This is a genomic window from Roseobacter sp. GAI101 (genome assembly GCF_000156335.1).
Lineage (GTDB): Bacteria > Pseudomonadota > Alphaproteobacteria > Rhodobacterales > Rhodobacteraceae > Sulfitobacter.
In genome coordinates, this window is record NZ_DS999213.1 from 462,918 (window position 1) to 489,123 (window position 26,206).

Genomic DNA, 26,206 nt, shown 5'->3' on the forward strand with positions numbered 1-26,206 from the left:
GCGGCTCTTTCTTTCGGGGCTAAACCTTGATGTCGTAGGTGACCCAAGGTGTGCGGGTGGCCAGCTTGTCATAAACCGCGCGCCCGCGATAGTTGTCTTCGGCGGTGATCCAGCGGACCGTTCCCCAACCTTTTTCCTGCGCCACGGCTTTGACAGCCCCGATCAATGCCTGTGCCGCCCCCGATCCGCGGGCGGCGGGGTCCACGAACAGATCATCCAGAAAACAATTGGTGATGGCGCGCAGCTGACTTGCGAAGGGGCGATAATGGGTAAACCCGACCAGCGTGCCCGACGCGTCTTCGGCCACGATGCAGTTGCTGCTGTGGTTGTCATCCATCAGCCAGCCAAACACCGTCTCGCGCATTTCAGGCGTCTGGTCGACCTTGTAGAAAGCGGCGTATCCGGCAAACAGACCTTCCCAGGCGGCTCGGTCCGTTGCGGTCAGGGGGCGGGTGTTCGTGGTCATGTCGTTTCCTCAACTTAAAAGATCAGCCATCGGCGACGGCTTGATCGACAGTTTCAAAATGGTGTTTCAGCCGGTCGGGCAGGGGATAGCGTCCGGTGCCGTCGCGGGTCAGCAGCACCAGGACGCAGTCGAAGGTGGCGTGCAATTGACTGCCCACCCAGACCTGTTGCGCCAGGCTATACGAGGTGTTGCGAAAGCCGGTGCATCGGCAGGTCACGATGTAGTTCTCACGCTCCAGCAGCTCGTGAAGATAGCGGATCGACCCGGACCGGATGACGACCCGCGGCCCGGGTGCGTCGATCAGACCTTGTTCGACCAACTGCTGGGTATAACGGATTCGCAGCCGTTCAAACCATTCAAAATACACGGTATTGTTGACGTGGTTGTTGGTGTCCAGATCAGAGAAACGGACCTGGTCGGCCATTGCCAGGGGTTGTGGATCAGTCACGCCGGCCGCTTGTTGCTGGCTGGCGGATAGGGGGGTGTGGAATGCAAGTGTCATTCACCTTGCGTAAGGGGGTGACAGGGCGCTTGCAAGAGAGGTTTAGATTGTTCAGGGTACGAAAAAAAATTGAATCCCGGGAGGATGCGCCATGCTTGGCCAAATGATGAATAAACCGCTGACGATCTCCAGTTTGATCGAACATGCGCAGCGCTACCACGCAGGAGGCGAGATTTTTTCCGTCAAGACCGAAGGCGGTGTCGAGGAAACGACATGGGGGCAGGTCGGTGCGAACTCCCGCGCGCTGGCGTCAGCGCTGACAAGCCTTGGGCTGGAACCACAGGCGCGGTGCGGCACGATTGCATGGAACAACCGCCGCCATCTGGAGATTTACTTTGGTGCATCTGGCGGTGGTTTCGTCTGCCACACCATCAACCCGCGTCTGTTCCCCGAACAGTTGGTCTATATCCTGAACCATGCCGAAGATAAGGTCTTGTTCATCGACAAGACTTTCGTGCCGCTGGTGGCTGCGATCATGGACAAGCTTGAGCATCTTGATCATGTCGTGCTGATGGAAGGCTCGGATGCGGAAGCTGCCAAGCAAATTCCCGGCCTCAAATTTTATGACGAGCTGGTTGCCAGCGGCGATCCAGAGTTTGCATGGCCCGAATTGGACGAAAACACGGCCTCCAGCCTGTGCTATACCTCTGGCACCACGGGCAACCCCAAGGGGGTGCTGTATTCGCACCGTTCGACCGTTTTGCACAGCTTTGCCATCAATCTGGCCGACAGCATCGCGATTTCCGCGAAAGAAGTCGTGCTGCCTGTCGTGCCGATGTTCCACGTGAACGCATGGGGCGCGCCCTATGCCAGCGCGATGGTCGGTGCGCGCATGGTGATGCCAGGGCCGGGGCTGGATGGTCCGTCGCTGGTGGGTTTGATCGACAAATACAAGGTCACGCTGGCGCTTGGTGTGCCGACAATCTGGCTGGGCCTGCTGGGCGAGGCGAAAAAGATCGGTAGCAAACTGGACAGCCTCAAGCGCACCGTCGTTGGCGGATCGGCCTGCCCGCCGTCGATGATGACATCGTTCCGCGAAGATTACGGGGTCGAGACGATCCATGCCTGGGGCATGACCGAAATGTCACCGGTGGGCAGCATCAACCAGCCATTGGCCAAGCATCTGGAACTGCCCGAGGCAGACCAGCACCGCTTGCGCGAAAATCAGGGGCGTCCGGTCTACGGGGTCGATCTTGAGATTCTGGACGAAAACGGCCAGCCCGTGGCCCATGACGGAAAGACCCAAGGTGATCTTGTCACCAAGGGCTTCTGGATCCTTGACGCCTATTTCCGCAAGACGCGGGATGAAACGCTGACCAAGGACGGCTGGTTCGACACGGGCGATGTGGCGACGATGGACGCCGACGGCTATGTCACGATCCGGGATCGCTCCAAGGACATCATCAAATCGGGAGGGGAATGGATCAGCTCGGTCGAGCTTGAAAATATTGCCATCTCGCATGCGAAACTGTCCGATGCCGCAGTCATCGGCGCGCGTCATGAGAAATGGGACGAGCGGCCCATCCTGATCGCGGTCAAGCGCGAGGGAGAAGACCCCAGCCAAGAGGAAATCCTGAGCCATTTCGAAGGCAAGATCGCAAAATGGCAAATTCCTGACTGTGTGGTTTTCACAGACGTTCTGCCCAGAAATGCCACTGGCAAAGTGCTCAAGCGTAATCTGCGCGAGGCGTTCGGTGAGGTTCTGATAACCGGCTAAGCATTAAACTCCGGGTCTGTACCAACAGGCCCGGAGCGCTTTGCCGCGCCCGTCACATAAACGACTGCCGCCGTTTGCCGCAGTATTTACAAACATCTTCGGGCATCGAATGGCTTTTGCGCCAGCCATGAATGAAAAACGCACCGAATGCGTTTGAGTGATTGGATAATTGAGTAAGCCATAATATGCCGGGATAAAATTGTGTTTCGGGGATCTAAATTGATCCGTGGTGGGTAAATATCTGTCAGACTTGGACTTTTATGTCCAATGAATTTTGTTAACTTATGTTAACTTAATGCTTATCGCCCTGTTCGTTTGGTAACGTTGATTATTTTTTACCCTTTGGACGTCGACACGGACGTTGGTCCAAGGGTCATGACCAGATTATGACGGATGTGGCGAGAGCGTTCGTCGTCATCGCTCAAGTCGGAGTATCTGAGCAAACGCCGGGTGAGGCGGCGGCGGCAGTTGCTTTGATCCATTGAGGCGATACAGAACAACAGTGCGCATCGTTGCCGTGTACGAATTGACCCTTCGCGGTAGGCGTAGCTTCAATTCTTAGCGTTCCGGGCTGCCCCTTTCGTCATCAGCCGGAGGATATCAAACGCCTGACAGCAGGTTCTTTGCCGCTCTGGAAAAGATAGGGTTGGCCTTGTCCTGAACTGCGATCTTGCCGGAATCAAGGCGCTGGAGATATGCGTGATTGGCAGTTCTTGCCTCTTCAAAACCCTTGGGGCCACTGCGGAATACTCGGCGATCACATCGCCCATGTCTTACGCTTCTTTGAATGGATTACGTTGTCCAACGGGCCTTTGGTTTTTCGGGCCACTCTCAGGCTATTAAACCCGATGCTTTGCAGATCGCTCACTTAGAAAAGTTTCGGTCAATGTCATCGCGATTTTGCCCTTTTGCTTCTTTCTGATGATCGCGGTATAGCCCGGCGATCCGTCGGTCGTCGCGCATTTCAGGATGGTTCAAATAGGGGATCTCCCCTCAGACTTGTGTTTCGATATCGGGGGAACCGGCGTGGAAATTTGATAGTGTTTAGATCCATGCGCAAGGTTCGATACCTCGTCCGCGATGCACCGATGGATCTGCGTTGGACGCAAGGCTGCGACCGTTTCCAAAACGGACAACGGCGTGGCGGCCGCTAGGGGCGTCGGTGTAACAATTCGGGTCCGCTGCAACATTCTGTTGCACAGGGTATGAAAACGGGGGCAAACAGGCCCGAAATCAAGGAAGACGGAAGAGATGGCTGAGCTGATGAATCCAATCAAAAACAGGAAATCAGACGTTGTCCGCGCCGCCCGCCTTAGCGTGGCCCCCATGATGGACTGGACGGACCGTCATTGCCGTTATCTGCACCGTTTGATGTCCAAACAGACATTGCTTTATACCGAAATGGTGACATCTCCTGCGCTTGTGCGCGGTGGGGCATTGCATCTGTTGGATCACAGCCCGGAGGAGCATCCGGTGGCGTTGCAGCTTGGCGGGTCGGATCCGGCCGAACTGGCCGAAGCGGCGCGGTTGGGGGCGCAGGCGGGCTATGACGAGATCAACCTGAATGTCGGCTGCCCGTCGGACCGTGTGCAATCGGGCAGTTTCGGTGCGATCCTGATGGAGCAACCGGCCCTGGTCGCGAAATGCGTCGCGGCGATGTCGCGGGCGGTCGATGTCGAAGTCACCGTAAAATGCCGCATCGGGGTGGATGATCAGGCTCCCGAAACCGTCTTGCCGGAATTTCTGGCCCATATCGTGGGGGCGGGTTGCGAAAGGGTTACGATCCATGCCCGCAAGGCGTGGCTCAAGGGGCTGAGCCCCAAGGAGAACCGCGATATCCCGCCGCTGGATTACGATCTTGTCCATCGCATGAAGGGGTTGTTCTCCAACCTGCATATCTCGGTCAATGGCGGGATCACCAGCCTTGATCAGGCGGAAAGGTTTCTGGACGGCGGGCTGGACGGTGTGATGATCGGGCGCAGTGCCTACCACAGCCCCGCCGACATCCTGTGTCAGGCCGACCGGCGCATCTATGGCACCGGCAGTGACACCACCGCCGAGGACGCCGTGCAGCAGATGTTGCCCTATATCGATGCGCATATCGACGGGGGCGGGCGGTTGAACCAGATCACCCGGCACATGATGGGCCTGTTTGCGGGCCGCCCGGGGGCGCGCATCTGGCGGCGGCATCTGTCCGAAAACGCATCCGGCCCCGCGGCAAACCGGCAGGTCTTGCTTGATGCGCTTGATGCAATGCAAACACTGGCAGCTGCACAAGATCAGGTGTAGCACTACCCCAACCCCAGCAAGGAGCCCCAAATGCCCGACACCACGTTACTTATCGAAATGATCGTTCTGATCATGGTTATCGGGGCCTTTGCGGGCGTGTTGGCAGGGCTTTTGGGCGTGGGCGGGGGGATCGTGCTGGTGCCTGCGTTCTTTTATGCTTTTCAGACACTTGGTTATGACGGGCCGCAGCTGATGCAGATGTGTCTCGCGACGTCGCTGGCGACAATCATCGTGACCTCGCTCCGGTCGGTGCACAGCCATAACAAAAAAGGTGCGGTCGATTGGGCTATCCTGCGGACATGGGCCCCCGGGATCGTCATCGGTGCCGTGATCGGCATGTTGGTGGTGGCGCAGCTGCGCACCAACGTCCTGCAAGGCATCTTCGGGGCGCTGGCGCTGATCGTCGGGCTTTACATGGCGTTTGGACGGGCCGACTGGCGCTTGGGGCAGGCGATGCCCACAGGGGTTGCGCGGGCTGCGCTGTCGCCTTCGGTCGGCTTTCTTTCGGTGTTGATGGGCATCGGCGGAGGCAGCTTCGGCGTCCCGTTGATGAGCCTTTTTAACGTGGTAATCCACCGCGCGGTGGCCACGGCTGCGGGCTTCGGCGTTTTGATTGCCGTGCCCGCCGTCATTGGGTTCTTGATGGTGGACGCCGCGCCCAACAGCCCGCCCTACACCGTCGGCGCGGTGAACCTGCCGACTTTTGCAATCGTCATCGCGATGACGCTGATCACCGCGCCCCTGGGCGTCAAGCTGGCCCATGCGATGGACCCCAAACCGCTCAAGCGTGTTTTTGCGGTGTTTCTGGTGTTTGTGGCGCTGAACATGATCCGCAAATCACTGGGCTTTTGAACAGTCTGGGCCCAGACGGCTTTGCCGTTTTTGACGCGACCTATCAGGTCGCGGACTGGGCGTCGGCAGCGCATAAGCTGGCATTAAAGATCACGGCCGATCCGACCCTGAGGGCTCAAAACCTGCGCCACGGTGACACGTGGTTCGTGGGCGTCGATGCCCTGCCAAATGCCAGCGACGGCAGCATTGGCGGCATTCCCCTCGCGGGGCCTTGGCAGGACCATATCAAAGCGCCTGCAGCGTGGCACCGCGCGCAACTCTCTGTCGTTTATCCGGGCTATCCGGTGCAGGACGCGACCGAAAGCGATGCAGCTCACAGATTTCGACGAAACCGCTTTGCCGCCCATGTGGACGGGCTGTTGTCACGCGGGCCGCAAAAGCGACGGTTTCTGGGGGAATGGCACGATTTTATCTTGGGGCTGCCGCTGAATGTCACGGATGCGGCACCGCTGATGGTCTGGCCTGCCAGCCACCTTGCCATGGGTCAGGCGCTGCGTGATGCTGTGGGGATGCAGGACCCTGCACAGGTTGATCTGACCGAAGCCTATCAGGCCGCGCGGCGCGATATATTCAATCAGATCACCCCCGTTGAAGTTCTTGCACGGCCCGGTCAGTCGATTCTGCTGCACCGGCACCTGCTGCACGGGATGGCCCCGTTTGAGGATGATCAAACCGCACCCCCCGAGGGACGGATGATCGCCTATCTGCGTCCGCAGTTGGCAGAAGGACCCAAGGCGTGGATTGCGCCGGACTGACCAGCGATTTTGCTGTTCCGGGAAACAATAGCCAAAGATTATTTCGCATTTGGGCAGAAATTCCACGGTGCTGCCGTAATCTCGCCTTAACTTCAAAGTTATTTAACCATGTCGGGATCCTGTTAACCGGCATAGGCCCGATCACAGAATCACAAGGGCCAAGGATACGAGGGACGATAATATGGCTATTCTTACGGAAAACCGGACAAACGTTGTGGTCGCCTTTTCAAGGGCAGCGCGCGAAGCGCGATATTTCACCGTGGGCCGGGCCTTTGGCGTGATGGCGACAGCATGCCCTGCAAATTCCGACTATGCGCCAGCCTTTTCAGAAGGGGCCCAGACCAGCGACAGGTTGCTTGATTTTCTGTATGGTGTGACCCGCCAGGCGCATTAATCCTGCCGTCTTGCCAGTTTCGCGGCCCGACCGCCCCGACGTTTCCCGAATGCCCCGGCCCGCGAGGGCAGTTCGGCCATGACCGCGCGCCGCGCCTCGGGTGTCATCCGCGACCAGCTGCCGATCTCGTCGATCGAGCGCAAACATCCCGTACATAGCCGCGACTCCGGATGCACCACACAAAGTTTGATGCAGGGGCTCTCGACCTCGTTGCGTTTCCAGATCTCGTCGCTCATGCCAATCCACCCTTTGCCCGTAAAACCGACAAGCGGTCCAACACCCCTTGCAGGATATAGCTTGCCGCGACGTGGTCGATGACCTCGGCGCGACGTTTGCGGGATGTATCCGCCTCAAGCAGGGCCTTTTCCGCCGCAACCGTGCTCAGCCGCTCGTCCCAAAATCCGATGGGCAGATCCACCAGCTTGTCGAAATTGCGCGCGAACGCCCGCGTCGATTGGCAGCGCGGCCCTTCGGAGCCGTCCATGTTGCGCGGCAGGCCCAGGATCACACCGCCAATGCGCCGGTCCGCGATGATCTGGGTCAGGAGGGCGGCATCAAGGCCGAATTTCTTGCGCCGCACGGTTTCAAGCGGGGTCGCCACCGACAAAAAGCTGTCGGTGACCGCCACGCCGATGGTCTTTTCCCCCAGATCAAGCCCGATCAGCGCCTGCATCGGCGGCAGGGCTGCGGCAAAATCGGTGATATCGTCATAAATCATTGGGCCAGGCTCGCACGTTCACCGGCGCGATAGATCTCGTCCAACGCTTTGGGGTCATCGGCAAATACATCCAGCGCGTTGTCATAGATCGCCTGCGCGCGGTCGGTCTGGCCCAGAACGCCAAGCGATGAAATCAACCGAGCCCAATCCTCGACCGGACCGCCTTGGGTGGCAAGACGTTCGGATAGGCCTTCAACCATCGACCCGATCATTTCCATCCGCTGGGCGGGGGTCATGTCCTCGGCTGCTTCGATATCGTCCGCAGAAGGGCCGCGCAGTGCGCCCCCGCCAATTTCCGGAACAGTGTAATTCACGCCAGCCATTTCGGCGATGGGTTCGATCTGCGCCAGGATCGGTTCGATCCAGGGTGCATCCTTGGGGCCACGGCGCAAAAGCCCGTCCCACATCTTGAACGCCTGATCGGGCCGACCGGTCTGGACCAACATCAAACCCCAGTAATACCGCGCAGTGCCGTTTTCCACATCGCGCGTCAGCACCGCACGCAACACCGCTTCGGCCTCGGGCGACACATAGCCGCCTGCGGCCAAGACCAGCAATTCTGCATAACTGGCGACTTCTTCAACCGATGCATCCGCCCCCTTGATCCGCACGACAGCCGACTGGGCGGTCGCAGCGGCGGCGAAATTCCCGACACGGGCTTCGTTTTGGGCCAGCAGCGTTTGGCCCTGCGCATCATCGGGGCGGGTCGCGACCGTTTCGCGAAGTTTCGTCAAAAGTGCTGCGTATTCGGGGCTCAGGTCGGCCATGGTCGGTGCGGGGGGCAGGCTGGCTTGGGCGTTGGCCTGCGAGGGGCGGTTTTCGCGCAATTCCTTGGCAAAGGCGATCCGGTCTCGCAGCGCCAGATCACCATATCCCGGTGCCCCCAACCACATATAAAGCGCCAGACTGCCGCCGATCATCGCGGCGGCGATCACGCCCATCATCAGCTTTGAAGGTTGTGCGCCGGATTGTATGACATCGGCGCGGGCCGTGTCGGCGGCCAGAATACGGCGCGAAATCTCGGTGCGCACGCGGGCGGCGTCGGCGTCGGACAAGACGCCTCGGGCCACTTCACGCTCGACCTCGGTCAGTTGATCACGATAGACTTGCAGGTCATGTTCAGCGCGCGTGGGCACAGGCGCGGTTGCACCCCGCCACAAGGCACGCATCAGAAGCATGCTTACAAGTGCGGCACCGGTCGCAGCGATCAACCAAAAGATCATGGGGTAAAACGTCCATTCATTGTTGCGGGTGCACATGTAACCTTTGTTCGTCTGCGACAAAAGGGGCCATATTGCTGCACCCGTGCGGCTATTTTGCACGATTGCAGGCAATGTCGCAAAACTGTTAAGGAATGCCGCGGGGAGTATCCTCTTTTTTGCACGCTCACCCAGAAAGAACCCAAAGCGCAGGTTTGCGCGAATCCATGCCGGGGACCGCTTCCATGAAGAAATATTCCGCCTTTGCCATCGCCCGCGAAGCTTTGCGCCACCATACCGGCTGGACGCGGGCATGGCGCGACGCGCAACCCAAGAAACGCTATGATGTGATCATCATCGGGGCAGGGGGGCACGGGCTGGCGACGGCCTATTACCTTGGCAAGAACTTCGGCATTACCAATGTGGCGATCCTTGAAAAGGGCTGGCTTGGCGGCGGCAACACGGGCCGCAACACGACGATCATCCGGTCGAACTATCTGCAGGACCCGTCTGCGGCGATCTACGAAAAATCGCGGTCGCTCTATGAAACCATGTCGCAGGATCTGAATTACAATGTCATGTTCTCGCCGCGCGGCGTGATCATGCTGGCCCAGACCCATCACGAGGTGCGCGGCTATCAGCGCACGGCGCATGCCAATGCGTTGCAAGGTGTGACAACCGAATTCATCGGCCCCGAAAAGGTCAAGGAACTCGTGCCGATCATCAACATCAACGGCCCGCGCTATCCCGTTCTGGGCGGCCTGTGGCAGGCCCGTGGCGGCACGGCGCGCCATGATGCGGTGGCTTGGGGCTATGCGCGTGCCTGTTCCGATATGGGCATGGATGTGATCCAGAAATGCGAAGTTACCGGCATCCGTTCCGAAGGGGGCAAGGTTACGGGCGTGTCCACCAACCGTGGCGACATCGACTGTGACAAGCTCGGCATGGTGGTTGCGGGACATTCGGGCCATCTGGCGGACATGGCAGGGTTCCGGTTGCCCATCGAATCCGTGGCCCTGCAGGCATTGGTCTCCGAGCCGATCAAACCCTGCATGGATGTGGTCGTGATGGCCAACACCGTCCACGGCTATATGAGCCAGTCCGACAAGGGAGAGATGGTGATCGGCGGCGGCACCGACGGGTATAACAACTACACCCAACGCGGCTCTTTCCACCATATCGAGGAAACCGTGCGCGCGTTGATCGAAACCTTCCCGATGGTGTCGCGTTTGAAAATGCTGCGCCAGTGGGGCGGGATCGTGGATGTGACGGGCGACCGTTCGCCGATCCTGAGCAAGACTCCGGTCGATGGTGTGTTCATCAACTGTGGCTGGGGCACCGGCGGTTTCAAGGCCATCCCGGGCTCCGGCTGGGCCATGGCCGAACTCATCGCCAAAGGTCGCTCGCCGCTGACAGATGCCTTCGGGTTGAACCGCTTTCAAGAAGGCCGGTTCATTGATGAAAGTGTGGCCGCAGGGGTGGCGCACTGATGTTTTCGCGGATCGTGAAAAATCAACAAAGCAGCGGGAACAATTTTCGCGCTCACAATGTTGTGTCTTCATATAGAGTATATGAAGGATCAGTAACATGGCTACGCCAGAACACAATCAAGCGCCCAACACGCAAGCACCAAACACCACAATCAACAAAACCAGCGGCACAGGGACCGGAATCGTCATCGGCGTTCTCGTTGTCATCGTCGTCTTGTTTGGCTTCTTCTTCTTTGCCAACGGCGATCCTGTCACCGACTCAAGCGATGTCAACGTCACTGTTGAAGGCGCAGGGAATGCTGCAGAGAATGCTGCCGAAGGGGCTGCTGAAGCCGTCGAAGGTGCTGCGGAATCTGCTACCGGTAACTAATACCGACACTTGGATATATCTGACGGCCAAAGCCGATCCCTTTTCAGGGGTCGGCTTTTTTGCGTCTCGCGCAACCCTCGCAAGGAGCGTTTCATGCTAGTTCTCACCTGTCCGAATTGCGGCATCACCGCCGAAGAAACCGAATTCCACGCAGGAGGAGAGGCGCATCTGACGCGGCATGGTCCCGGTGCATCGGATGACGATTTCGAGAAATACCTGTTCATGCGCGACAACCCCAAGGGGGTGCACTTTGAACGCTGGCGGCATGTCTATGGCTGCGGCAAGTGGTTCCATGCGGCCCGCGATACCATGACGCTCGAGATCTTTGGCACCTACACGGCGCAAACCAGCACGGTGCCCCAGGACATCATCGACAAGATCACCGACCGCCGCCCTGATTGGCAGAAATCGGATGCCCGATAATGCCGATGCTTCATTTTGCCAAAAAAACTCCCGCCGGAGGCATCACCGTCTCCGCAAACACCAAGGTTTGATCCCATGAGCACCAGAATTGCCACAGGCGGCCGCCTGCTCAACAAATCCACACCGGTGAATTTTTCGTTCAACGGCAAACAGTTGCGCGGCTATGAGGGCGACACGCTGGCCTCGGCCCTGCTGGCCAATGACCAGATGCTGGTGGGGCGGTCGTTCAAGTACCACCGCCCCCGTGGCATCGTCGCCGCAGGGCCGGAAGAGCCCAACGCACTGATGAACCTTGGCCACGGCGGGCAGTTCGAACCCAACCAGCGCGCCACCACGACCGAGCTGTTTGACGGTCTGGATGCTGCCAGCCAGAACCACTGGCCTAGCCTCGAATTCGACGTCGGCGGGATCAACAAGCATCTCAGCCGGTTCTTGCCTGCTGGTTTCTACTACAAGATGTTCATCCACCCGCGCCCGTTCTGGAAACATGTCTACGAGCCGATCATCCGGCATTCAGCGGGTTTGGGCAAAGCGCCGAAAGACAAGGACGCGGACACCTACGAACACTTCCATGCGTTTTGCGATGTGCTTGTGATCGGCGGTGGCGTAGCCGGGCTTGAGGCTGCGCGCACGGCGGCCCTTTCGGGGGCCACGGTGATCTTGCTGGAACAGACCGCCCATTGGGGCGGGCGTGCGCCGGTGGATGGCGGCCTGGTCGAGGGCGCTTCGGTTACCGATTACATCGACGCCCTCATTGCCGAACTGTCCGCGATGGACAACGTCCAGATGCGCACGCGCACCATGGGGGCAGGGGTCTATGACCACGGCTATGTGCTGGGCTACGAACGTCTGAAAGATCATGCGCCGGAAATCAAAGGCCCCCGCCATCGTTTGTGGCGCATCCGGGCTGGCCATATCATCACCGCAACGGGGGCAATCGAACGGCCCTTGTCCTTTGCCGGTAACGACATTCCGGGCGTGATGCTGGCCGCGTCCGTGCGCGATTATCTGGTGAATTTCGGCGTCTCTGTCGGCGACCGCACCGTTGTGGTTACCAATAACGACGACGCTTACCGCACCGCGATCGCGCTGGTCGAGGCGGGGCTGACTGTGCCTGCCATCCTTGATGCGCGCGTGTTGCCAGAGGATTCGACACTGATGGCCCGCGCCAAGGGCCTAGGCATTCGCGTGATGATGGGCCACGCCGTGGCTGCCGTCAAAGGCGGCAAGCGGGTCACGGCTGTGGATGTGTGCAGCCAGGCGGGCGAAGGGGCTGTGCTCGAGACGATCCAGTGCGAGGCCGTCGCCATGTCGGGTGGCTGGTCTCCGGTCGTGCATCTGTGGTCCCATTGCGGTGGCAAGCTGACATGGGACGCGGGTCTGGCGACCTTCCGCCCCGATGTGGACAATCCACCCCTTGGTGCGGATGGCCATGGCTTCGTGACCGCTGCGGGTGCTGCGGGTGGGTTCTTTGGGCTTGATGATATCCTTCATGATGCGCATGCGGCAGCGGACGGGGTCGTCACGACGCTGGGGTTCAAGCTGCCCGCGGCTGCCGCGTCCCCCAATGCGGACCGCCAGCAAGAGGCCCCGCTGGCCCCTGTCTGGATGATGCCGCAGGGTGCGAATGTGAAACTGCGCGAAAAGACGTGGCTGGATTACCAGAACGACGTCAAGGTGTCCGATGTGCGGCTGGCGGCGCAAGAAGGCTTTGTGAGTGTCGAGCACACCAAACGTTACACGACGTTGGGTATGGCCACCGATCAGGGAAAGCTAAGCAACATCAACGGTCTGGCGACCCTTGCCGGTGCGATGAACGCGGATATTCCGGCCGTCGGCACCACCACCTTCCGCCCGCCGTACCACCCCATTTCGATGGGGGCGATTGGCGGCGAGGCGCGTGGTGAAGTCTTTCAGCCGCTGCGCCGCACCCCGATGCACGATTGGCACGACGCAAACGGTGCCGAATGGGAGCCCGTCGGCCATTGGCGCAGACCCTATGCCTACAAACGGTCCGGCGAGACGACCCACGACGCCGTCATGCGCGAAGTCACCAACACGCGTACCAATATGGGCCTGCTGGATGCATCGACCCTGGGCAAGATCATCGTCAAGGGGCCGGATGCGGGCAAGTTTCTCGACATGCTCTACACCAATATGATGAGCAGCCTGAAACCGGGTAAATGTCGCTATGGGTTGATGTGTTCGGAAAACGGTTTCCTGATCGACGATGGTGTTGTTGCGCGCATCGATGACGACACGTTTCTATGCCATACGACGACTGGCGGTGCCGACCGTATCCACCAGCATATGGAGGAATGGCTGCAGACCGAATGGTGGGATTGGAACGTCTATGTTGCAAATGTCACCGAACAATACGCGCAGATCGCCGTTGTGGGCCCCAATGCCCGCAAGTGTCTTGAAAAGCTGGGCGGCATGGATGTCAGCAAAGATGCGCTGGCCTTTATGGAGTGGGTCGATGGCGAGTTGGGCGGCTTCAAATGCCGGATCTACCGCATCTCGTTCTCGGGAGAGTTGAGCTATGAAATCGCCGTGGATGCCGGCGTTGGTCAGGCGTTCTGGGATGCGCTGATGGTGGCGGGTCATGATCTGGGCGTGATGCCCTATGGCACCGAATGCCTGCACATTCTGCGCGCCGAAAAGGGCTTCATCATGATCGGGGACGAAACCGATGGCACTGTGATCCCGCAGGATCTGGGGCTGAACTGGGCGATCTCGAAAAAGAAGGAAGACTACCTTGGCAAGCGCGCCCAGGAGCGCAGCCATATGGTCGATCCGACCCGCTGGAAGCTGGTGGGCCTTGAGACGACCGATGGCAGTACCTTGCCCGACGGTGCTTATGCCGTGGGCGAGGGCGTGAATGAAAACAACCAGCGTGTGATGATAGGGCGGGTCACCTCGACCTATCATTCGCCGACGCTGGGCAAAGGCATCGCGATGGGGCTTGTCCTGAACGGCCCGGACCGCATGGGCGAGGTGCTGGAATTCCCCGGCACCGATGGAACAACCTACAGTGCCAAAATCGTCGATCCGGTGTTTTTCGACAAGGAAGGGGAGAAGCAGAATGTCTGAGCCCATCAGCGCCCTGAACGGTGCCATCTACAATCAAGGTATCGCAGAGATTCTTGCCCTTGATCCGATCGGGATGATCTCGATCCGGGGGGATTTGTCGGCAGGTTACCTCAAGAAACCGATCAAAAAGATCACCGGCCTTGGCATGCCCGAAATGCGAGGGATCAATCTGAACGGTCAAACCGGCATCGCGTGGATGTCCCCGGACGAGACGCTGCTGATCTGCACGTATGCAGAGGTCGGGGCGCATCTGGACACGCTGCAAAACAGCATCGGAAGCAATCACGCGTTGGCCGTAAACGTGTCTGATGCCCGCGCCGTATTCCGCCTGAAGGGCAAGCACATCCGCGAGGTTCTGGCAAAACTGGCCCCCGTTGACATGTCCCCTGAAAACTTTGCCGTCGGAACGATCCGGCGCACGCGACTGGCACAGGTGCCGGCGGCGTTCTGGATGGTGGATGCCGAAACGGCACATCTGGTGTGTTTCCGGTCCGTCGCGCAATATGTTTTTGACCTGCTGAAAACGGCGGCGCAGCCGGGGTCCGAAGTAAACTATTACAAGCGCTGAGGCCGTGACGCCCGCGACAGTTGGAAAAGCCTTGCAAATCATGGAACTTAACCGCGGGGGCGGACGTTGAATTCACAAGCGGTCACAGCGTAAAACGCACCGGAGCACCGCGGCGGGGGCGATCTTTGGGTTCTTACCCTTGACCTCGCGCCGCTGCGGGCTTCATGTGACCCAGATGAAATCATAAAACGGAGGCTCACCAAATGGCTTTTTCACTTCCTGATCTACCCTATGCCCACGACGCACTTGCATCGAAAGGCATGTCCGCAGAGACGCTGGAATACCACCACGACAAGCACCACAATGCCTATGTCGTAAACGGCAACAAAGCGATCGAAGGCACTGAATGGGCTGACAAATCCCTCGAAGAGATCATCAAGGGCACCTACGATCCCAAAGCCGTCGCGCAAAGCGGTATCTTCAATAACATCAGCCAGCTCTGGAACCACAACCAGTTCTGGGAAATGATGGGTCCGAACGGCAATGCGATGCCGGGCGATCTTGAAAAAGCCATCACAGAAAGCTTTGGGTCCGTCGATAAGTTCAAGGACGACTTCAAGGCGGCAGGCGCAGGTCAGTTCGGTTCTGGCTGGGCGTGGCTGGTCAAGGATACAGACGGCGGCCTGAAAGTTACCAAGACAGAAAACGGCGTGAACCCCGTTTGCTTTGGTCAGACTGCATTGCTGGGCTGTGACGTGTGGGAACATTCCTATTACATCGATTTCCGCAACGCACGTCCGGATTATCTGACGAACTTCCTCGACAACCTTGTCGATTGGGAAAACGTCGCGTCCCGCATGTAATCTGTTCGCAAATCACGATGATCAGCCCCGCAAACCCGGTTTGCGGGGCTTTTTCGTGCCGTTTTGTCAGGGCTGGAAGATAATGAAAATCTAGCCGAGCGTTTCGCGCAAAGTCGCAAGGGCGGCGTCGGCATCCGGCACCACCGTGAAATACTCAAGCAGGGTCGCGTCTGCAAATCCACGGGCGACGACATGTTCGAGAAGCTGCACCAAAGGTTCCCAGTAACCGTTTGTATTCAAAAGAATGACAGGTTTTTCATGCAGGCCCAACTGACGCCATGTCAGGACCTCGAACAACTCGTCCAGCGACCCTGCGCCGCCGGGCATGACGACCACGGCATCGCAATTCATGAACATCACCTTCTTGCGCTCGTGCATGGTCTCGGTGACGATGTATTGCGTCAGATCGGTCTTGCCGACCTCCCATTTCACCAGATGCTGGGGGATCACGCCAAATGTGTTGCCCCCGGCCGATTGCGCCGCGCGCGCGACGGTTCCCATCAGCCCGACATCGCCAGCGCCGTATACCAACCGCCAGTTGTGGTCGGCCAGCCCCTGACCCATGGCCTGGGCCTGAGCGGCAAAGGTCGGGTCGTCACCTGCGCGCGAACCGCAATAGATGCAAACGGATTTCTGAATCATTGATGTCATCCTTGTGAGCGAATGTGCAGCATGGACACTACACCCTTTTGACTAGTGTTAACCCTCTTGCTTCAAACCCTCAACGCAGTAAGGTTCAATGGAATGAAGGGATTATTGGTTTTGCAGACGGGAAAATCTTTGATGGTGGGCGGTGTGGGGATTGTGGTGGCAATCGCCCTCGTGGGATATTTCATGTCCCGCCAGCAAACGACCGTGCCGCAGACGGCGCTGTTGTCCCCCGGTGGCAGCACCACCGCATTGGTCCAGCCTGACCCTGACCCGGCACCGAAAACCGCGCCCGAGGAGCAAGTGGTCCCGGCATCGCCCGACACCCCCCGCTTTGACGAGGTCCGCCGTGATCCCGATGGCATGACCGTGATTGCTGGTCGCGCCGCGCCGGGCAGCGAAGTGCACGTGATGAGCAACGGCACCGAAATCGCGACGGCTCTGGCTGACGGTGCCGGCAAATTCGCCACCCTTGCGATCCTGCCGCCCGATGGCATGGGGCAGATCCTGAGCCTTGAGGGGATGAGCGGTAAAAACCCCGTACGTTCGGTGGAAGAGGTGATCCTGGCACCAATGGGTGCGGTTTCAGTGGCACCGGCCCAAGCCAGTGCCGCAGATGCGATCAGTGATACGGCACAGACCGTGGCACAAGCGTCCGCCCCGGAGGTTCAGAGCGCCGCAGCCGAGGATATGGCGACCGGGTCTGACCCGATGCCTGCAGGCACGGATGCCACGACGCCGCAAACCCCCGAACCCGCCGATGACACGGTGGCCTTGCTGAAGTCCACGCCCGACGGTGTCGAGCTTTTGTCCGGCTCCGCACCGAAGCCAACGAAAGCCATCGCGCTGGATACCATCACGTATTCCCAGCAGGGCGAGGTAAGCCTTGCTGGGCGCGCGCAGACCCAAGGCAGGTCGGTTCAGGTCTATCTGGACAATGCCGCCGTCGGGACCTTGCCGGTCGATGCCGAAGGCCGCTGGCGCGGTGACATCGAAGACGTGACTGCCGGAATTTACACCCTGCGCGTGGACGAGTTGAACCATGTCGGTGACGTCATCAGCCGGGTCGAGACGCCTTTCAAACGCGAATCCCCCGAAGTGCTTGCCCGCGCCACTGCCAATTACGATGGCCCGATCAAGGCCATCACCGTCCAGGAGGGTGCAACCCTGTGGGCCATCGCACGGGACCGCTATGGTGATCCGACCTTGTATGTGCGGGTGTTCGACGCCAACCGCGACTCGATCCGCGACCCTGACCTGATCTACCCCGGTCAGGTTTTCACGCTGCCTGAATGATTTTCGGGCATGATGTTTCAGAATATTTGCCCTGAATAACATTCCGACCACGGCGGGTCGGGCATTTTGATGGGCATAGACTGGCAACCTTGGCGGATGCGGCCTATGTAGTGGTCCAAGCATTTCAGGATCATACATGTCAGCCGATACCACCCGCGCGCAAGACGCGTCCAAAAGCACGGCGGCCACACCGCCCCACCAGCCGATGACCGAAGAAGAGATGACAAACGCCGCAGAGCGTCAGTCGAACCTTTTGGTTTTGCAGAAAGTTGCGCCGTATCTGTGGCCCGACGACATGCCATGGGTGAAGAAACGCGTCGTCTGGGCGATGATTTTCCTGTTGGTGTCCAAGTTGGTGTCGGTCGTGATCCCGATTCTGTACAAGGGTGCGGTCGATGGGCTGGCGGGCGAAGGCGTGCCGCTGTTCGCGCTTGGTGCCATCGGCCTGACGGTGGCGTACGGCGTGGCGCGTGCGATGAACGTGGGCTTTCAACAGCTGCGCGATGCGACGTTTGCCCGCGTCGGCCAGCGCGCCCTGCGGATGCTCGCGCTCGAGACGTTCGAGCATATTCACAAACTGTCGATGCGCTATCACATCACCCGCAAGACCGGCGGTCTAAGCCGGATCATCGAACGCGGTGTCAAAGGCGTCGATTTCCTGCTGCGCTTCCTGCTGCTTTCCATCGGGCCGCTGATCCTTGAATTGTTGATGATCGGGGTGATCCTGACTGTGCTGTTCGATTTCTGGTATCTGCTGGTCGTGGCCGTCACGATTGCGCTTTATGTCTGGTTCACCTTTGCGGTGACCGAATGGCGCGTAAAGCTGCGCCGCCAGATGAATGATCAGGACACGGATGCCAACCAAAAGGCCATCGACAGCCTGCTGAACTACGAAACAGTCAAGTATTTCAACGCCGAAGAACGCGAGGCCAACCGTTATGATGCCGCGATGGCCGGCTATGAAGAAGCCGCGATCAAGACGAACTATTCGCTCGCGTTCCTGAACTTTGGTCAGTCCCTGCTGATCACCTGCGGTCTTGTGGGGGTCATGGTGATGGCGGCGATCGGCGTGCAAAACGGCACTTTGACCGTCGGTGATTTCGTCATGGTAAACGCCTATATGGTGCAGATCACGATCCCGCTGAACTTTCTGGGCACGGTCTACCGCGAAATCCGTCAGGCCCTGGTCGATATGGGGCAGATGTTCACGTTGCTGGATCAACCGGCCGAGATTTCGGACAAACCCGACGCCGTTGACCTCAAGGTCGACGGGGGGCGGGTGACGCTGGAAGACGTGCACTTTGGCTATGATCCGGACCGGCAGATCCTCAAGGGCATCTCGCTCGAGGCCGCACCGGGTGAAATGGTCGCCATCGTCGGATCGACCGGATCGGGGAAATCCACCATCGGGCGTCTGTTGTTCCGCTTTTACGATGTGCAGGGCGGGGCGCTGAAGATCGACGGGCAGGATGTGCGCGACGTCACGCAAAACAGTCTGCACCGTGCCATCGGCGTCGTCCCGCAGGATACGGTGCTGTTCAACGACACCATCGGCTACAACATCGGCTATGGCAGCGGTGACGCGACCCAAGCCGAGATTGAAGAGGCCGCCAAGTCCGCGCAGATCCACGACTTTATCCAGGGTCTGCCAAAGGGCTATGATACCGCGGTGGGCGAACGGGGCTTGAAACTGTCGGGCGGCGAAAAGCAACGTGTCGGCATTGCGCGGACCTTGCTGAAGAACCCGCCGATCCTGCTGCTGGACGAAGCAACCAGCGCGCTGGACAGCGAGACCGAGTATGAAATCCAGGATGCTCTGCGTCAGGCAGGCAAGGGGCGCACGGTGCTGACCATTGCGCACCGCCTGTCCACCGTGGCCGAAGCAGACCGCATTGTCGTGCTGGAACAGGGCCGGATCGTCGAGCAAGGCAGCCATGATGATCTGCTTGCCCGCAACGGACGTTATGCCCAGTTGTGGCAGCGCCAGCAATCCGAGGATATGAGCTAGGGCCTGGCGGCCCGGCGGGGGCTTGGGTCCCCGCCGCATTTTCCCAGTCCGGCCATTGCTTAAATTTTAGCGTCCCACAGGAACAATTACGGTCCTTCGACGCTTTGATCCGTGTACCGGCGGGGCAAGACCTTGAACACCGTCCTGCTGCTGGTACCAAGTCCACCTGCGTCAGGTGCTTCATCCGACGCCTCCCCAATCAAAGGAATCCCCATGCAAGCCGGAATGTTCCGTACTGCCATCGTCCTTGGTCTGATCTGCGTGACCGGACCGTTTGCCATCGACATGTATTTGCCCGCATTGCCCGCGATCGAAGAGGCGCTTGGCACCTCGGTTTCGGGGGCACAGGCAACGCTGGTGGCGTATTTTCTGGCCTACGGTCTGGCGCAGCTGGTCTATGGGCCGCTGTCGGATCAGATCGGGCGCAAGAAGACCCTGTTCATCGGGATGAGCATCTTTGCCGCTGGCGCGATCATCTGCGCCGTCGCCCCGTCGATCGAGGTGCTGGTGGTCGGTCGCATGATCCAGGGCGCGGGCGGGGCCGCCGTGATGGTGATCCCGCGGGCCATCGTGCGGGACATGTACACCGGTGCGCAGGCGACGCGGCTGATGTCGGCGATCATGCTGGTGATCTCGATTTCTCCGATGTTGGCACCGCTTGCGGGCAGTGCGGTGGTGGCCCTTGGCACATGGCGCGAAATTTTCGTGGCATTGGCCGTGCTTGCCATCGCCAGCCTGACGACCGCACAGGTGCTGCTGCCCGAGACGCTGAAAGACGATCAGCGGCGCAAGGTCAATCTGGCGCAGTTGTCGCGCAGTTGCGGCATCCTGTTTCGCGATCCCGTATTCGTCGGTCTGACCTTCATCGCAGGGTTCGGGATGGCAAGCTTCTTTTTGTTCATCGCCACCGCGTCTTTTGTCTACACCGGCCAATTCGGCCTCAGTCCGACTGAGTTCTCGCTGGCGTTTGCTTTCAATGCGGTCGGATTCTTTATCGCGACGCAGCTTGCCGGGTCGCTTGCCGAACGCTGGGGTCTGTCGACCCTGATCGGGCGCGGGATCATCGGTTTTGCGGTCTCGTCGACTGTGCTGACGTTGCTTGTGCTGGCCGGATTTGGCAGCCTCTGGGTGCTGTTGATCGGTCTCTTCGCCGTCTACGCTTTTCTTGGGGTGGTCATTCCGTCATCGATGGTGGCGGCGCTTGACGCGCACGGCCAACGCGCGGGGATGGCGTCATCGCTCAGCGGCAGCATGACCATGCTGACAGGCGCGATCTGCATCGGTCTGGCGGCACCGTTCTTTGATGGGACGGCGATGCCGATGGTCATCAGCATCGCGCTTTGTGGTGTGGTGGCGCTGGCGCTGACTTTGGTTACGATGCCGAAGCTCAGGCAGCAGCAAAGTACCCTTGCTGCCGCCTGAGCCTAAGCATCATTCCGCCGCGCGCAGCTTTGTGGTTTGCGCGGGCGGGATGACTTCGTCTTCCCAGATCAGGATGCCGGATTTCAGACGCAGCGCATCTTTCTCCAATGCCCAGTCCTGTGCCGCCTTGCTGGCGCGGCCCAGCGACATTTTCGCCAAAAGCTGCGCGATCCAGCGGGCATAGGTGGTGGCCCAAACCCGGATCGCCAGCAACGACGGTGTCACCATCAGCGTCAGCACCGTGGCCACGCCAAGGCCGAACACAACGGCGGTGGCAAGCTGCTTCCACCAAAGCGCCGTGGGGCTGTCGATGGTGTAGCCGCCGTTGGCGAAATCAAGGCTGAGCCCGAACATCATGGGCGCGAGGCCGGCCATCGTCGTGATCGTGGTCAGCAAGACAGGGCGGATACGAGCTTGGGCGGTGCGAATGATCGCCTCGATCCGGGGCATGTACTGGCTGAACTCCTGATAGGTGTCGATCAGGATGATGTTGTTGTTCACCACGATCCCGGCCAGCGCGACGATCCCTGTGCCCGTCATGATGATCGAAAACGTCTGGTCCATCACCAGCATCCCGATCAGCACGCCGGTGGTGGACAGAACCACCGCCAGCAGCACCAGAATTGAATTGTAGATGCTGTTGAACTGGGCCAGCAGGATGATGAACATCAACCCCAAAGCCGCCGTAAAGGCCGAGCTGAGGAAGGCCTGACTGTCTGCCTGATCCTCCTGATCACCGGTCCATTCATAGCTGACACCGTCGGGGAGGGGCTGCGTGTCGAGCCATTTGGTGATCTCTGCGATGCGTTCGTTCGCGTTGATCGGCACCAGGCGCAGGGCACCGCTGGTCAGGTCAGCCTGTAGGTCGACGCCTTGCGCGGCATTCGTCCGGTCGGTGATCTTGAACGTCTCTCCGTCAAGGGCGGTGATATCGGCATCCGCGCCGGCGGGGCGCATCGTCGCCAGGGTCACTGTCGTCTCTGTACCGTCCACGACCTGGGGCTTCACCAGCTTCATCAGACCGGGGAAGACATCCGCCTTGATATCAAGATGGCGCTTTTGATCGACACGGTTGATCTCGGCCAGTTTTGCGACCGGCGTGCGGGTGATGAAATTCGACAGCGGGATCAGCCCGTCGGCGGTGCGCACCTTGAGCGTATCCAGAGTACTGAGCACGCGATCCTCTTCGGGCAGACGCACCCTGATCTCGATCTCTTCGTCCGAACTGTCGACCCGCATCGTGTCCAGCAGCAGGCCGCGGGTAACAAGTTGCACCATCGCGCCCACGGTCAGCACGTCGGCACCGTATTGGCCCGCCTTGGCCACATCCACATCGATCTGCCAGTCAATGCCGGGCAAGGGGCGGGTGTCTTCGACCAGGGTCAGGCCGGGGGTCTTTTGAAACGCCTCGCGGGCAAGGCCAGTGGACAGGACAAGATCGTCGAAACTGTCTGACAACAGCCGCAAATGCACCGGCTTGCCCGAGGCAGGGCCGCGCGCCTGTGCCAGAATTTCGATCTTGATGCCGGGGATCGCGCCAAGCTGTTCGGTCAGTTCGGCGATCACGATGTCGCCGTCCAGGTCGGGCCGCAGGGCGCGGTCCTCCCACGGGATCGTCTCAAGCTGGATTTGACCGATGCTGTCCTTGGGGGCGGTGGCACCGCCGGTGTTGCTGTCCAGTCCGCCCTTGCCGGCAAAGGCGAAAGCGGTCGAAACCCCGGGGTGGGCCAGCACGATGTCTTCGGCCTGCTTGAGAATGTCGTCCTTTTCCGTCAGCGACAGGTTTCCGCGCGCAAGCACATAGACGATGGCCTGTTCCGGTTCGGATTCGACGAAGAATTCAACGCCTTTGCTGTTGTTGCCAAAAAAGATCATCGTTGTCCCGACAAACACAAACACGGTGCCTGCGATCACCAAGGGCATCACCGGATTGCCCGCGATGAATTCGATCACGCGTCCGAAGGCCGACCGCTTATAGCCCGCGTTGATGACATCCGGCGTCTTGCGGAACAGTTTTGTGGTCATCCACCGCCCACCGCTCTCCATGCGGGTGAACAGCGCGAAAAAGCTAAGCAAGGCCAGCATCCCGCCAGACAATGCAATCGCGGCCAAGGCGCAAAGTGCAGCGATGCACGAAAACACGATGGCGAAAACGGGGATCACCGAGCCCAGAATATCCAGCCCGTCCATCGCTGCGAACTGCGCGGAAATCACCCCGAACAACGGCCAGCTGAGCACGGCCAACAGGACGATCATCGCAATCGCGACAGGGAACAGCAGCAGATGCAGATAGATCCGCAGCCCAGCGATTGCGGTCATGTTATCGGCCATCCACCGTTCAAGACGCCCCGTGACCCCGCCTAGGACCGGCAGATACACCAGCGCCACCACCAGCGACGCGGACAGGACAAAGATCAGCGTGACCGGCAGCATGCCCATGAACTGGCCGGGCACGCCGGGCCAGAACAGCATGGGCAGAAACGCGCAAAGCGTCGTCGCGGTCGAGGAAATGATCGGCCAGAACATCCGGTTGGCCGCCGTGACATAGGCCTTCATCGGGCCTTCGCCCTGTTGCTGGCGCGCGTCGGCGTATTCAACCACCACGATGGCCCCGTCCACCAACATGCCCACGGCCAGGATCAGACCGAACATCACGATATTCGAAATCGATATACCCATCAGCGCCAAAAAGGCGAAGCACAGCAGGAACGATGTCGGAATGGCAAAACCCACCAGCAAGGCGGCCCGAATGCCAAGGGCGGCCAACACCACGATCATCACCAGTGCAATCGCGGTCAGAACCGACCCGATCAGTTGCTGCACCATGCTGTCGACGATGCGGCTTTGGTCGTTGGACGTGCCGATCTTGACCGCGGCTTTCAGCCCCTCGGGCCATGTGGCACTTTGTTCGGCCACGACTTCCTTCACACGGGTAGAGGTGTCGATCAGGTTGAACCCCTTGCGTTTGACAACCTGCAAGGCCATCGTCTTTTCACCGTTGAAACGTGCGGTGCCTTCGCGGTCTTCAAACGTCAGGTTGATGGTGGCCAGATCGCCCAGCGTGACCACGCGGTCGCCGTTTGTCTTGACAGGCAGGCTGTAGACATCGCGCGGATCATCAAAGGATGACGGGATCTTTACGGCAAAGCTGCCCTGTTCCGATTGCACTTCGCCTGCCGCGATCAGCTGGTTGTTGTTCTGCACCACATTGATCAATTCGCCTGCGGTGACGTCATAAGCCTCGAGCCGCAGGGGGTCGATCAAAACCTCGAGCATCTCGTCGCGGTCCCCGGCCAGCCCCGCCTCGAGAACAGCATCGACGCCTTCCAGTGCGTCCTGCAAATCGCGTGCCACGCGGGCCATGGTGCGTTCGGGCACGGGGCCGGTAAGGTTCACGATGATGATCGGGAATTCGGAAAAGTTGATCTCGGTGATCGAATATTTCTCGTAACCGTCGGGGAATTTCGCTTCGGCGGTGCTCATCGCGTCGCGCACATCGGCCATGATCTTGGTCTTGTCCCAGCCGAATTCGAACTCGAGCGCGACGGAGGCATAGTTTTCGGCCGCCGTGCCGGTCATGGTTTTCAGCCCGTCCAGATCGGACAGCTCCGTTTCCATCGGTTTGACTAACAAGGTTTCGCTGTCAGCGGCGGAAATGCCGGGAAATTGGACCGACACGAAAAGGGCAGGGATCTCGATGTCGGGCTCGCCCTCTTTGGGGAGGGTGGAATAGGCATAACCGCCCACGACGAGGCTGAGCAGGATAAACGCCATGACCATGCGCGCACGGCCGGCAGCCCAATCGACGATGCCGTTCATTGGGTGACCTTGCGGTAAGTCGGCGCGACGGTAACGCCTGCGGTGACATATTCCTGCCCCAGCACGATGATCGTCACGGTTTCGGGCAGGCCGACGACCCAGATGCCTTCAGGCGTATCACGAACCAGCTCAACGGGGTTAAAGGCCACGACGTCGTTTTCATCAATGGTGCGCACCCCCAGGATGCCGTTGTCATCGAGTGTCATCGCGGATTGTGGGATCAGATGTGCATCGACGCCCGCAGCGGCAATGCCGATTTCGGCGGTTTGCCCGTCACGGATGCTTAGATCGGGGTTTGGCACGTCGATTTCCACCCTAAACGTGCGGGTCGATGGATCGGATGCGCGGGAGATAAAGCTGACCTGACCGCTGATTTCGCGGTTTCCCGCGGCCAGACGCGCCATCGCGGGGGCCCCAAGCGTCACGCGGTCGACTTCGGTTTCAGGCACGAACCCCACCAGCTTGATCGGGTCCAGTTGGATCACCCGGCCACACAGCGACCCTTTTTGCAGCAGACTGCCCAATTCGGCTGTGTCGCTCTCAAGCAACCCCGCGAACGGCGCAGTCAGGGTCAGGCGGTCGATCTCTGCCTGGGTGACTGCGATGGCGGCATCGGCAGCCTCGATTCCGGATTTGGCGGCGTTCAACCCGGCTTCGGCTGAACTAAGGCCTGCGCGGGCCGCCGCGACTGTGGCCTCGGCTGTGGCAACCTGCGTGGTGGATGAATAGCCTTCCTTGCCCAGCTTGCTGGCGGCGTTGAAGCGTATCATGGCCTCGTCCAGCCGCGCCTGTGCTTCGACAACTCTCGATTCCGCTTCCGGGATTCGCGATCCGGCTTCTGCGCGGCGGGCTTCGGCTTCTTTTCTGGCGGCCCCTCTTGTGCCCGCGTCCAGTTCGCACAGGGTTTCGCCTGCGGCCACACGCGCGCCTTTGCGCAAGGGGGGCGAGGCTACGATGGCGGATGTTTCCGCTTGAACGTCGACCTGACGCGCCGCAGCAGTCTGCCCGCGAACGATCACTGCAGATTCAAGCGGCTCGGCGCTGCTGCGTTGCACGACGACTTTGACAAGGCCCGCATCGGCTACCGCGTTGGGGGCGGGGTCGGCCACTTGGGAATCGGTTGGTTCAGCGCTTTGAGCCATGCCCACGGCATCCAGCAGGGCGTCGCGTTCGAAGATCGCCATATACATCAGGAACGACACGGCAATCGCCGCAATAATTGGAAAGATTCGCATTCGAAACCTTTGGTGCTGAAAGCTGTGAGAAAAGATAGATAAGTTGGCATATAACTTGTTCAATGCAACTAAACTGCATAGTTCACTTTGTCAAAATCCTGTCAACCGTTGCCGATTTGCGTCCCCCTTGCTGAAACAC

General features: G+C 59.6%; 22 protein-coding genes. 14 read left to right on the forward strand and 8 right to left on the reverse strand.

Features of this window, described 5'->3' with window-relative positions; all coding sequences use genetic code 11:
* Nucleotides 1-19 precede the first annotated feature (19 nt).
* Both RGAI101_RS02105 and RGAI101_RS02110 read right to left on the reverse strand, forming a co-directional pair.
* Nucleotides 20-466, reverse strand: coding sequence for a GNAT family N-acetyltransferase (locus tag RGAI101_RS02105; RefSeq protein WP_008226461.1), 447 nt, complete (start codon nt 464-466; stop codon nt 20-22).
* A 22-nt stretch (nt 467-488) separates the two neighbouring features.
* On the reverse strand, nt 489-968 hold the full coding sequence (locus RGAI101_RS02110; RefSeq protein ID WP_037227131.1) for an acyl-CoA thioesterase: 480 nt from the start codon (nt 966-968) through the stop codon (nt 489-491).
* Nucleotides 969-1,059: 91 nt separating this feature from the next.
* On the opposite strand from RGAI101_RS02110, the gene RGAI101_RS02115 reads away from it, so the two are divergent.
* From RGAI101_RS02115 to RGAI101_RS02140, 5 genes are all read left to right on the forward strand, one after another.
* Nucleotides 1,060-2,685, forward strand: a complete 1,626-nt coding sequence (locus tag RGAI101_RS02115) for a long-chain-fatty-acid--CoA ligase (protein ID WP_008227110.1) — start codon at nt 1,060-1,062, stop codon at nt 2,683-2,685.
* A 1,263-nt stretch (nt 2,686-3,948) separates the two neighbouring features.
* A complete protein-coding gene (gene dusA / locus RGAI101_RS02125) occupies nt 3,949-4,974 on the forward strand; it encodes a tRNA dihydrouridine(20/20a) synthase DusA (protein WP_037228884.1) in 1,026 nt (341 codons plus the stop codon).
* Nucleotides 4,975-5,004: 30 nt separating this feature from the next.
* A complete protein-coding gene (locus RGAI101_RS02130; protein ID WP_008226084.1) occupies nt 5,005-5,826 on the forward strand; it encodes a sulfite exporter TauE/SafE family protein in 822 nt (273 codons plus the stop codon).
* Complete coding sequence (locus RGAI101_RS02135; protein WP_008225723.1) at nt 5,823-6,581, forward strand: hypothetical protein; 759 nt, start codon at nt 5,823-5,825, stop codon at nt 6,579-6,581. The genes RGAI101_RS02130 and RGAI101_RS02135 overlap by 4 nt, the downstream gene beginning before the upstream one ends.
* Before the next feature lie 181 nt (nt 6,582-6,762).
* The gene (locus RGAI101_RS02140) at nt 6,763-6,975 is read left to right on the forward strand and encodes a hypothetical protein (RefSeq protein WP_037227137.1); all 213 of its coding nucleotides are present in this window, start codon (nt 6,763-6,765) and stop codon (nt 6,973-6,975) included.
* Here the strand turns inward: RGAI101_RS02140 and RGAI101_RS02145 are convergent.
* The 3 genes from RGAI101_RS02145 to ccmI are packed head-to-tail and all read right to left on the reverse strand — an operon-like array spanning nt 6,972 to nt 8,916.
* The gene (locus RGAI101_RS02145) at nt 6,972-7,211 is read right to left on the reverse strand and encodes a DUF1289 domain-containing protein (RefSeq protein ID WP_008229414.1); all 240 of its coding nucleotides are present in this window, start codon (nt 7,209-7,211) and stop codon (nt 6,972-6,974) included. The genes RGAI101_RS02140 and RGAI101_RS02145 overlap by 4 nt on opposite strands.
* Nucleotides 7,208-7,693: a Holliday junction resolvase RuvX gene (gene ruvX, locus RGAI101_RS02150; RefSeq protein ID WP_008225244.1), complete on the reverse strand. Its 486-nt coding sequence runs from the start codon at nt 7,691-7,693 to the stop codon at nt 7,208-7,210. Before ruvX ends, RGAI101_RS02145 begins: the two co-directional genes overlap by 4 nt.
* Entirely contained in the window at nt 7,690-8,916 is a 1,227-nt protein-coding gene (gene ccmI / locus RGAI101_RS02155) for a c-type cytochrome biogenesis protein CcmI (protein WP_008228039.1), read from the reverse strand. Before ccmI ends, ruvX begins: the two co-directional genes overlap by 4 nt.
* Nucleotides 8,917-9,137: 221 nt before the next feature.
* On the opposite strand from ccmI, the gene RGAI101_RS02160 reads away from it, so the two are divergent.
* From RGAI101_RS02160 to RGAI101_RS02185, 6 genes are all read left to right on the forward strand, one after another.
* Nucleotides 9,138-10,382 carry a sarcosine oxidase subunit beta family protein gene (locus RGAI101_RS02160; protein ID WP_037228886.1) on the forward strand — a complete coding sequence of 415 codons (1,245 nt, stop codon included), beginning with the start codon at nt 9,138-9,140 and terminating at the stop codon, nt 10,380-10,382.
* 97 nt (nt 10,383-10,479) lie between these two features.
* Nucleotides 10,480-10,752, forward strand: coding sequence for a hypothetical protein (locus RGAI101_RS02165; protein ID WP_008226085.1), 273 nt, complete (start codon nt 10,480-10,482; stop codon nt 10,750-10,752).
* Between the two features lie 93 nt (nt 10,753-10,845).
* Nucleotides 10,846-11,175, forward strand: a complete 330-nt coding sequence (locus RGAI101_RS02170) for a sarcosine oxidase subunit delta (protein WP_008228259.1) — start codon at nt 10,846-10,848, stop codon at nt 11,173-11,175.
* A gap of 75 nt (nt 11,176-11,250) precedes the next feature.
* Complete coding sequence (locus RGAI101_RS02175) at nt 11,251-14,268, forward strand: sarcosine oxidase subunit alpha family protein (protein WP_008226629.1); 3,018 nt, start codon at nt 11,251-11,253, stop codon at nt 14,266-14,268.
* Nucleotides 14,261-14,836, forward strand: coding sequence for a sarcosine oxidase subunit gamma (locus RGAI101_RS02180; protein WP_008225196.1), 576 nt, complete (start codon nt 14,261-14,263; stop codon nt 14,834-14,836). The genes RGAI101_RS02175 and RGAI101_RS02180 overlap by 8 nt, the downstream gene beginning before the upstream one ends.
* A gap of 203 nt (nt 14,837-15,039) precedes the next feature.
* Nucleotides 15,040-15,639: a superoxide dismutase gene (locus RGAI101_RS02185; RefSeq protein WP_008228798.1), complete on the forward strand. Its 600-nt coding sequence runs from the start codon at nt 15,040-15,042 to the stop codon at nt 15,637-15,639.
* A 90-nt stretch (nt 15,640-15,729) separates the two neighbouring features.
* On the opposite strand, the gene RGAI101_RS02190 is transcribed toward RGAI101_RS02185, so the two are convergent.
* The gene (locus RGAI101_RS02190; RefSeq protein WP_008227251.1) at nt 15,730-16,281 is read right to left on the reverse strand and encodes a TIGR00730 family Rossman fold protein; all 552 of its coding nucleotides are present in this window, start codon (nt 16,279-16,281) and stop codon (nt 15,730-15,732) included.
* A gap of 102 nt (nt 16,282-16,383) precedes the next feature.
* On the opposite strand from RGAI101_RS02190, the gene RGAI101_RS02195 reads away from it, so the two are divergent.
* From RGAI101_RS02195 to RGAI101_RS02205, 3 genes are all read left to right on the forward strand, one after another.
* A complete protein-coding gene (locus tag RGAI101_RS02195) occupies nt 16,384-17,583 on the forward strand; it encodes a LysM peptidoglycan-binding domain-containing protein (RefSeq protein WP_008225409.1) in 1,200 nt (399 codons plus the stop codon).
* A 205-nt stretch (nt 17,584-17,788) separates the two neighbouring features.
* Complete coding sequence (locus RGAI101_RS02200) at nt 17,789-19,591, forward strand: ABCB family ABC transporter ATP-binding protein/permease (protein ID WP_037228889.1); 1,803 nt, start codon at nt 17,789-17,791, stop codon at nt 19,589-19,591.
* 213 nt (nt 19,592-19,804) lie between these two features.
* Entirely contained in the window at nt 19,805-21,013 is a 1,209-nt protein-coding gene (locus RGAI101_RS02205; RefSeq protein ID WP_008226278.1) for a multidrug effflux MFS transporter, read from the forward strand.
* Between the two features lie 9 nt (nt 21,014-21,022).
* On the opposite strand, the gene RGAI101_RS02210 is transcribed toward RGAI101_RS02205, so the two are convergent.
* Complete coding sequence (locus RGAI101_RS02210; protein ID WP_008227239.1) at nt 21,023-24,832, reverse strand: efflux RND transporter permease subunit; 3,810 nt, start codon at nt 24,830-24,832, stop codon at nt 21,023-21,025.
* Nucleotides 24,829-26,067 (reverse strand): efflux RND transporter periplasmic adaptor subunit, encoded by a 1,239-nt coding sequence (locus RGAI101_RS02215; protein ID WP_008228716.1) that lies wholly within the window; start codon nt 26,065-26,067, stop codon nt 24,829-24,831. The genes RGAI101_RS02210 and RGAI101_RS02215 overlap by 4 nt, the downstream gene beginning before the upstream one ends.
* Between the last annotated feature and the right edge of the window lie 139 nt (nt 26,068-26,206).

What these genes read in the sequence shown, in the direction of transcription:
- RGAI101_RS02205 (WP_008226278.1), top strand. Translation starts at nt 19,805, where the DNA reads ATGCAAGCCGGAATGTTCCGTACTGCCATCGTCCTTGGTCTGATCTGC.
- ccmI (WP_008228039.1), bottom strand. Translation starts at nt 8,916, where the DNA reads ATGATCTTTTGGTTGATCGCTGCGACCGGTGCCGCACTTGTAAGCATG.
- dusA (WP_037228884.1), top strand. Translation starts at nt 3,949, where the DNA reads ATGAATCCAATCAAAAACAGGAAATCAGACGTTGTCCGCGCCGCCCGC.
- RGAI101_RS02140 (WP_037227137.1), top strand. Translation starts at nt 6,763, where the DNA reads ATGGCTATTCTTACGGAAAACCGGACAAACGTTGTGGTCGCCTTTTCA.
- RGAI101_RS02130 (WP_008226084.1), top strand. Translation starts at nt 5,005, where the DNA reads ATGCCCGACACCACGTTACTTATCGAAATGATCGTTCTGATCATGGTT.
- RGAI101_RS02145 (WP_008229414.1), bottom strand. Translation starts at nt 7,211, where the DNA reads ATGAGCGACGAGATCTGGAAACGCAACGAGGTCGAGAGCCCCTGCATC.
- RGAI101_RS02115 (WP_008227110.1), top strand. Translation starts at nt 1,060, where the DNA reads ATGCTTGGCCAAATGATGAATAAACCGCTGACGATCTCCAGTTTGATC.
- RGAI101_RS02215 (WP_008228716.1), bottom strand. Translation starts at nt 26,067, where the DNA reads ATGCGAATCTTTCCAATTATTGCGGCGATTGCCGTGTCGTTCCTGATG.
- RGAI101_RS02200 (WP_037228889.1), top strand. Translation starts at nt 17,789, where the DNA reads ATGACCGAAGAAGAGATGACAAACGCCGCAGAGCGTCAGTCGAACCTT.
- ruvX (WP_008225244.1), bottom strand. Translation starts at nt 7,693, where the DNA reads ATGATTTATGACGATATCACCGATTTTGCCGCAGCCCTGCCGCCGATG.
- RGAI101_RS02105 (WP_008226461.1), bottom strand. Translation starts at nt 466, where the DNA reads ATGACCACGAACACCCGCCCCCTGACCGCAACGGACCGAGCCGCCTGG.
- RGAI101_RS02175 (WP_008226629.1), top strand. Translation starts at nt 11,251, where the DNA reads ATGAGCACCAGAATTGCCACAGGCGGCCGCCTGCTCAACAAATCCACA.
- RGAI101_RS02170 (WP_008228259.1), top strand. Translation starts at nt 10,846, where the DNA reads ATGCTAGTTCTCACCTGTCCGAATTGCGGCATCACCGCCGAAGAAACC.
- RGAI101_RS02190 (WP_008227251.1), bottom strand. Translation starts at nt 16,281, where the DNA reads ATGATTCAGAAATCCGTTTGCATCTATTGCGGTTCGCGCGCAGGTGAC.
- RGAI101_RS02195 (WP_008225409.1), top strand. Translation starts at nt 16,384, where the DNA reads ATGAAGGGATTATTGGTTTTGCAGACGGGAAAATCTTTGATGGTGGGC.
- RGAI101_RS02180 (WP_008225196.1), top strand. Translation starts at nt 14,261, where the DNA reads ATGTCTGAGCCCATCAGCGCCCTGAACGGTGCCATCTACAATCAAGGT.
- RGAI101_RS02165 (WP_008226085.1), top strand. Translation starts at nt 10,480, where the DNA reads ATGGCTACGCCAGAACACAATCAAGCGCCCAACACGCAAGCACCAAAC.
- RGAI101_RS02110 (WP_037227131.1), bottom strand. Translation starts at nt 968, where the DNA reads ATGACACTTGCATTCCACACCCCCCTATCCGCCAGCCAGCAACAAGCG.
- RGAI101_RS02185 (WP_008228798.1), top strand. Translation starts at nt 15,040, where the DNA reads ATGGCTTTTTCACTTCCTGATCTACCCTATGCCCACGACGCACTTGCA.
- RGAI101_RS02160 (WP_037228886.1), top strand. Translation starts at nt 9,138, where the DNA reads ATGAAGAAATATTCCGCCTTTGCCATCGCCCGCGAAGCTTTGCGCCAC.
- RGAI101_RS02210 (WP_008227239.1), bottom strand. Translation starts at nt 24,832, where the DNA reads ATGAACGGCATCGTCGATTGGGCTGCCGGCCGTGCGCGCATGGTCATG.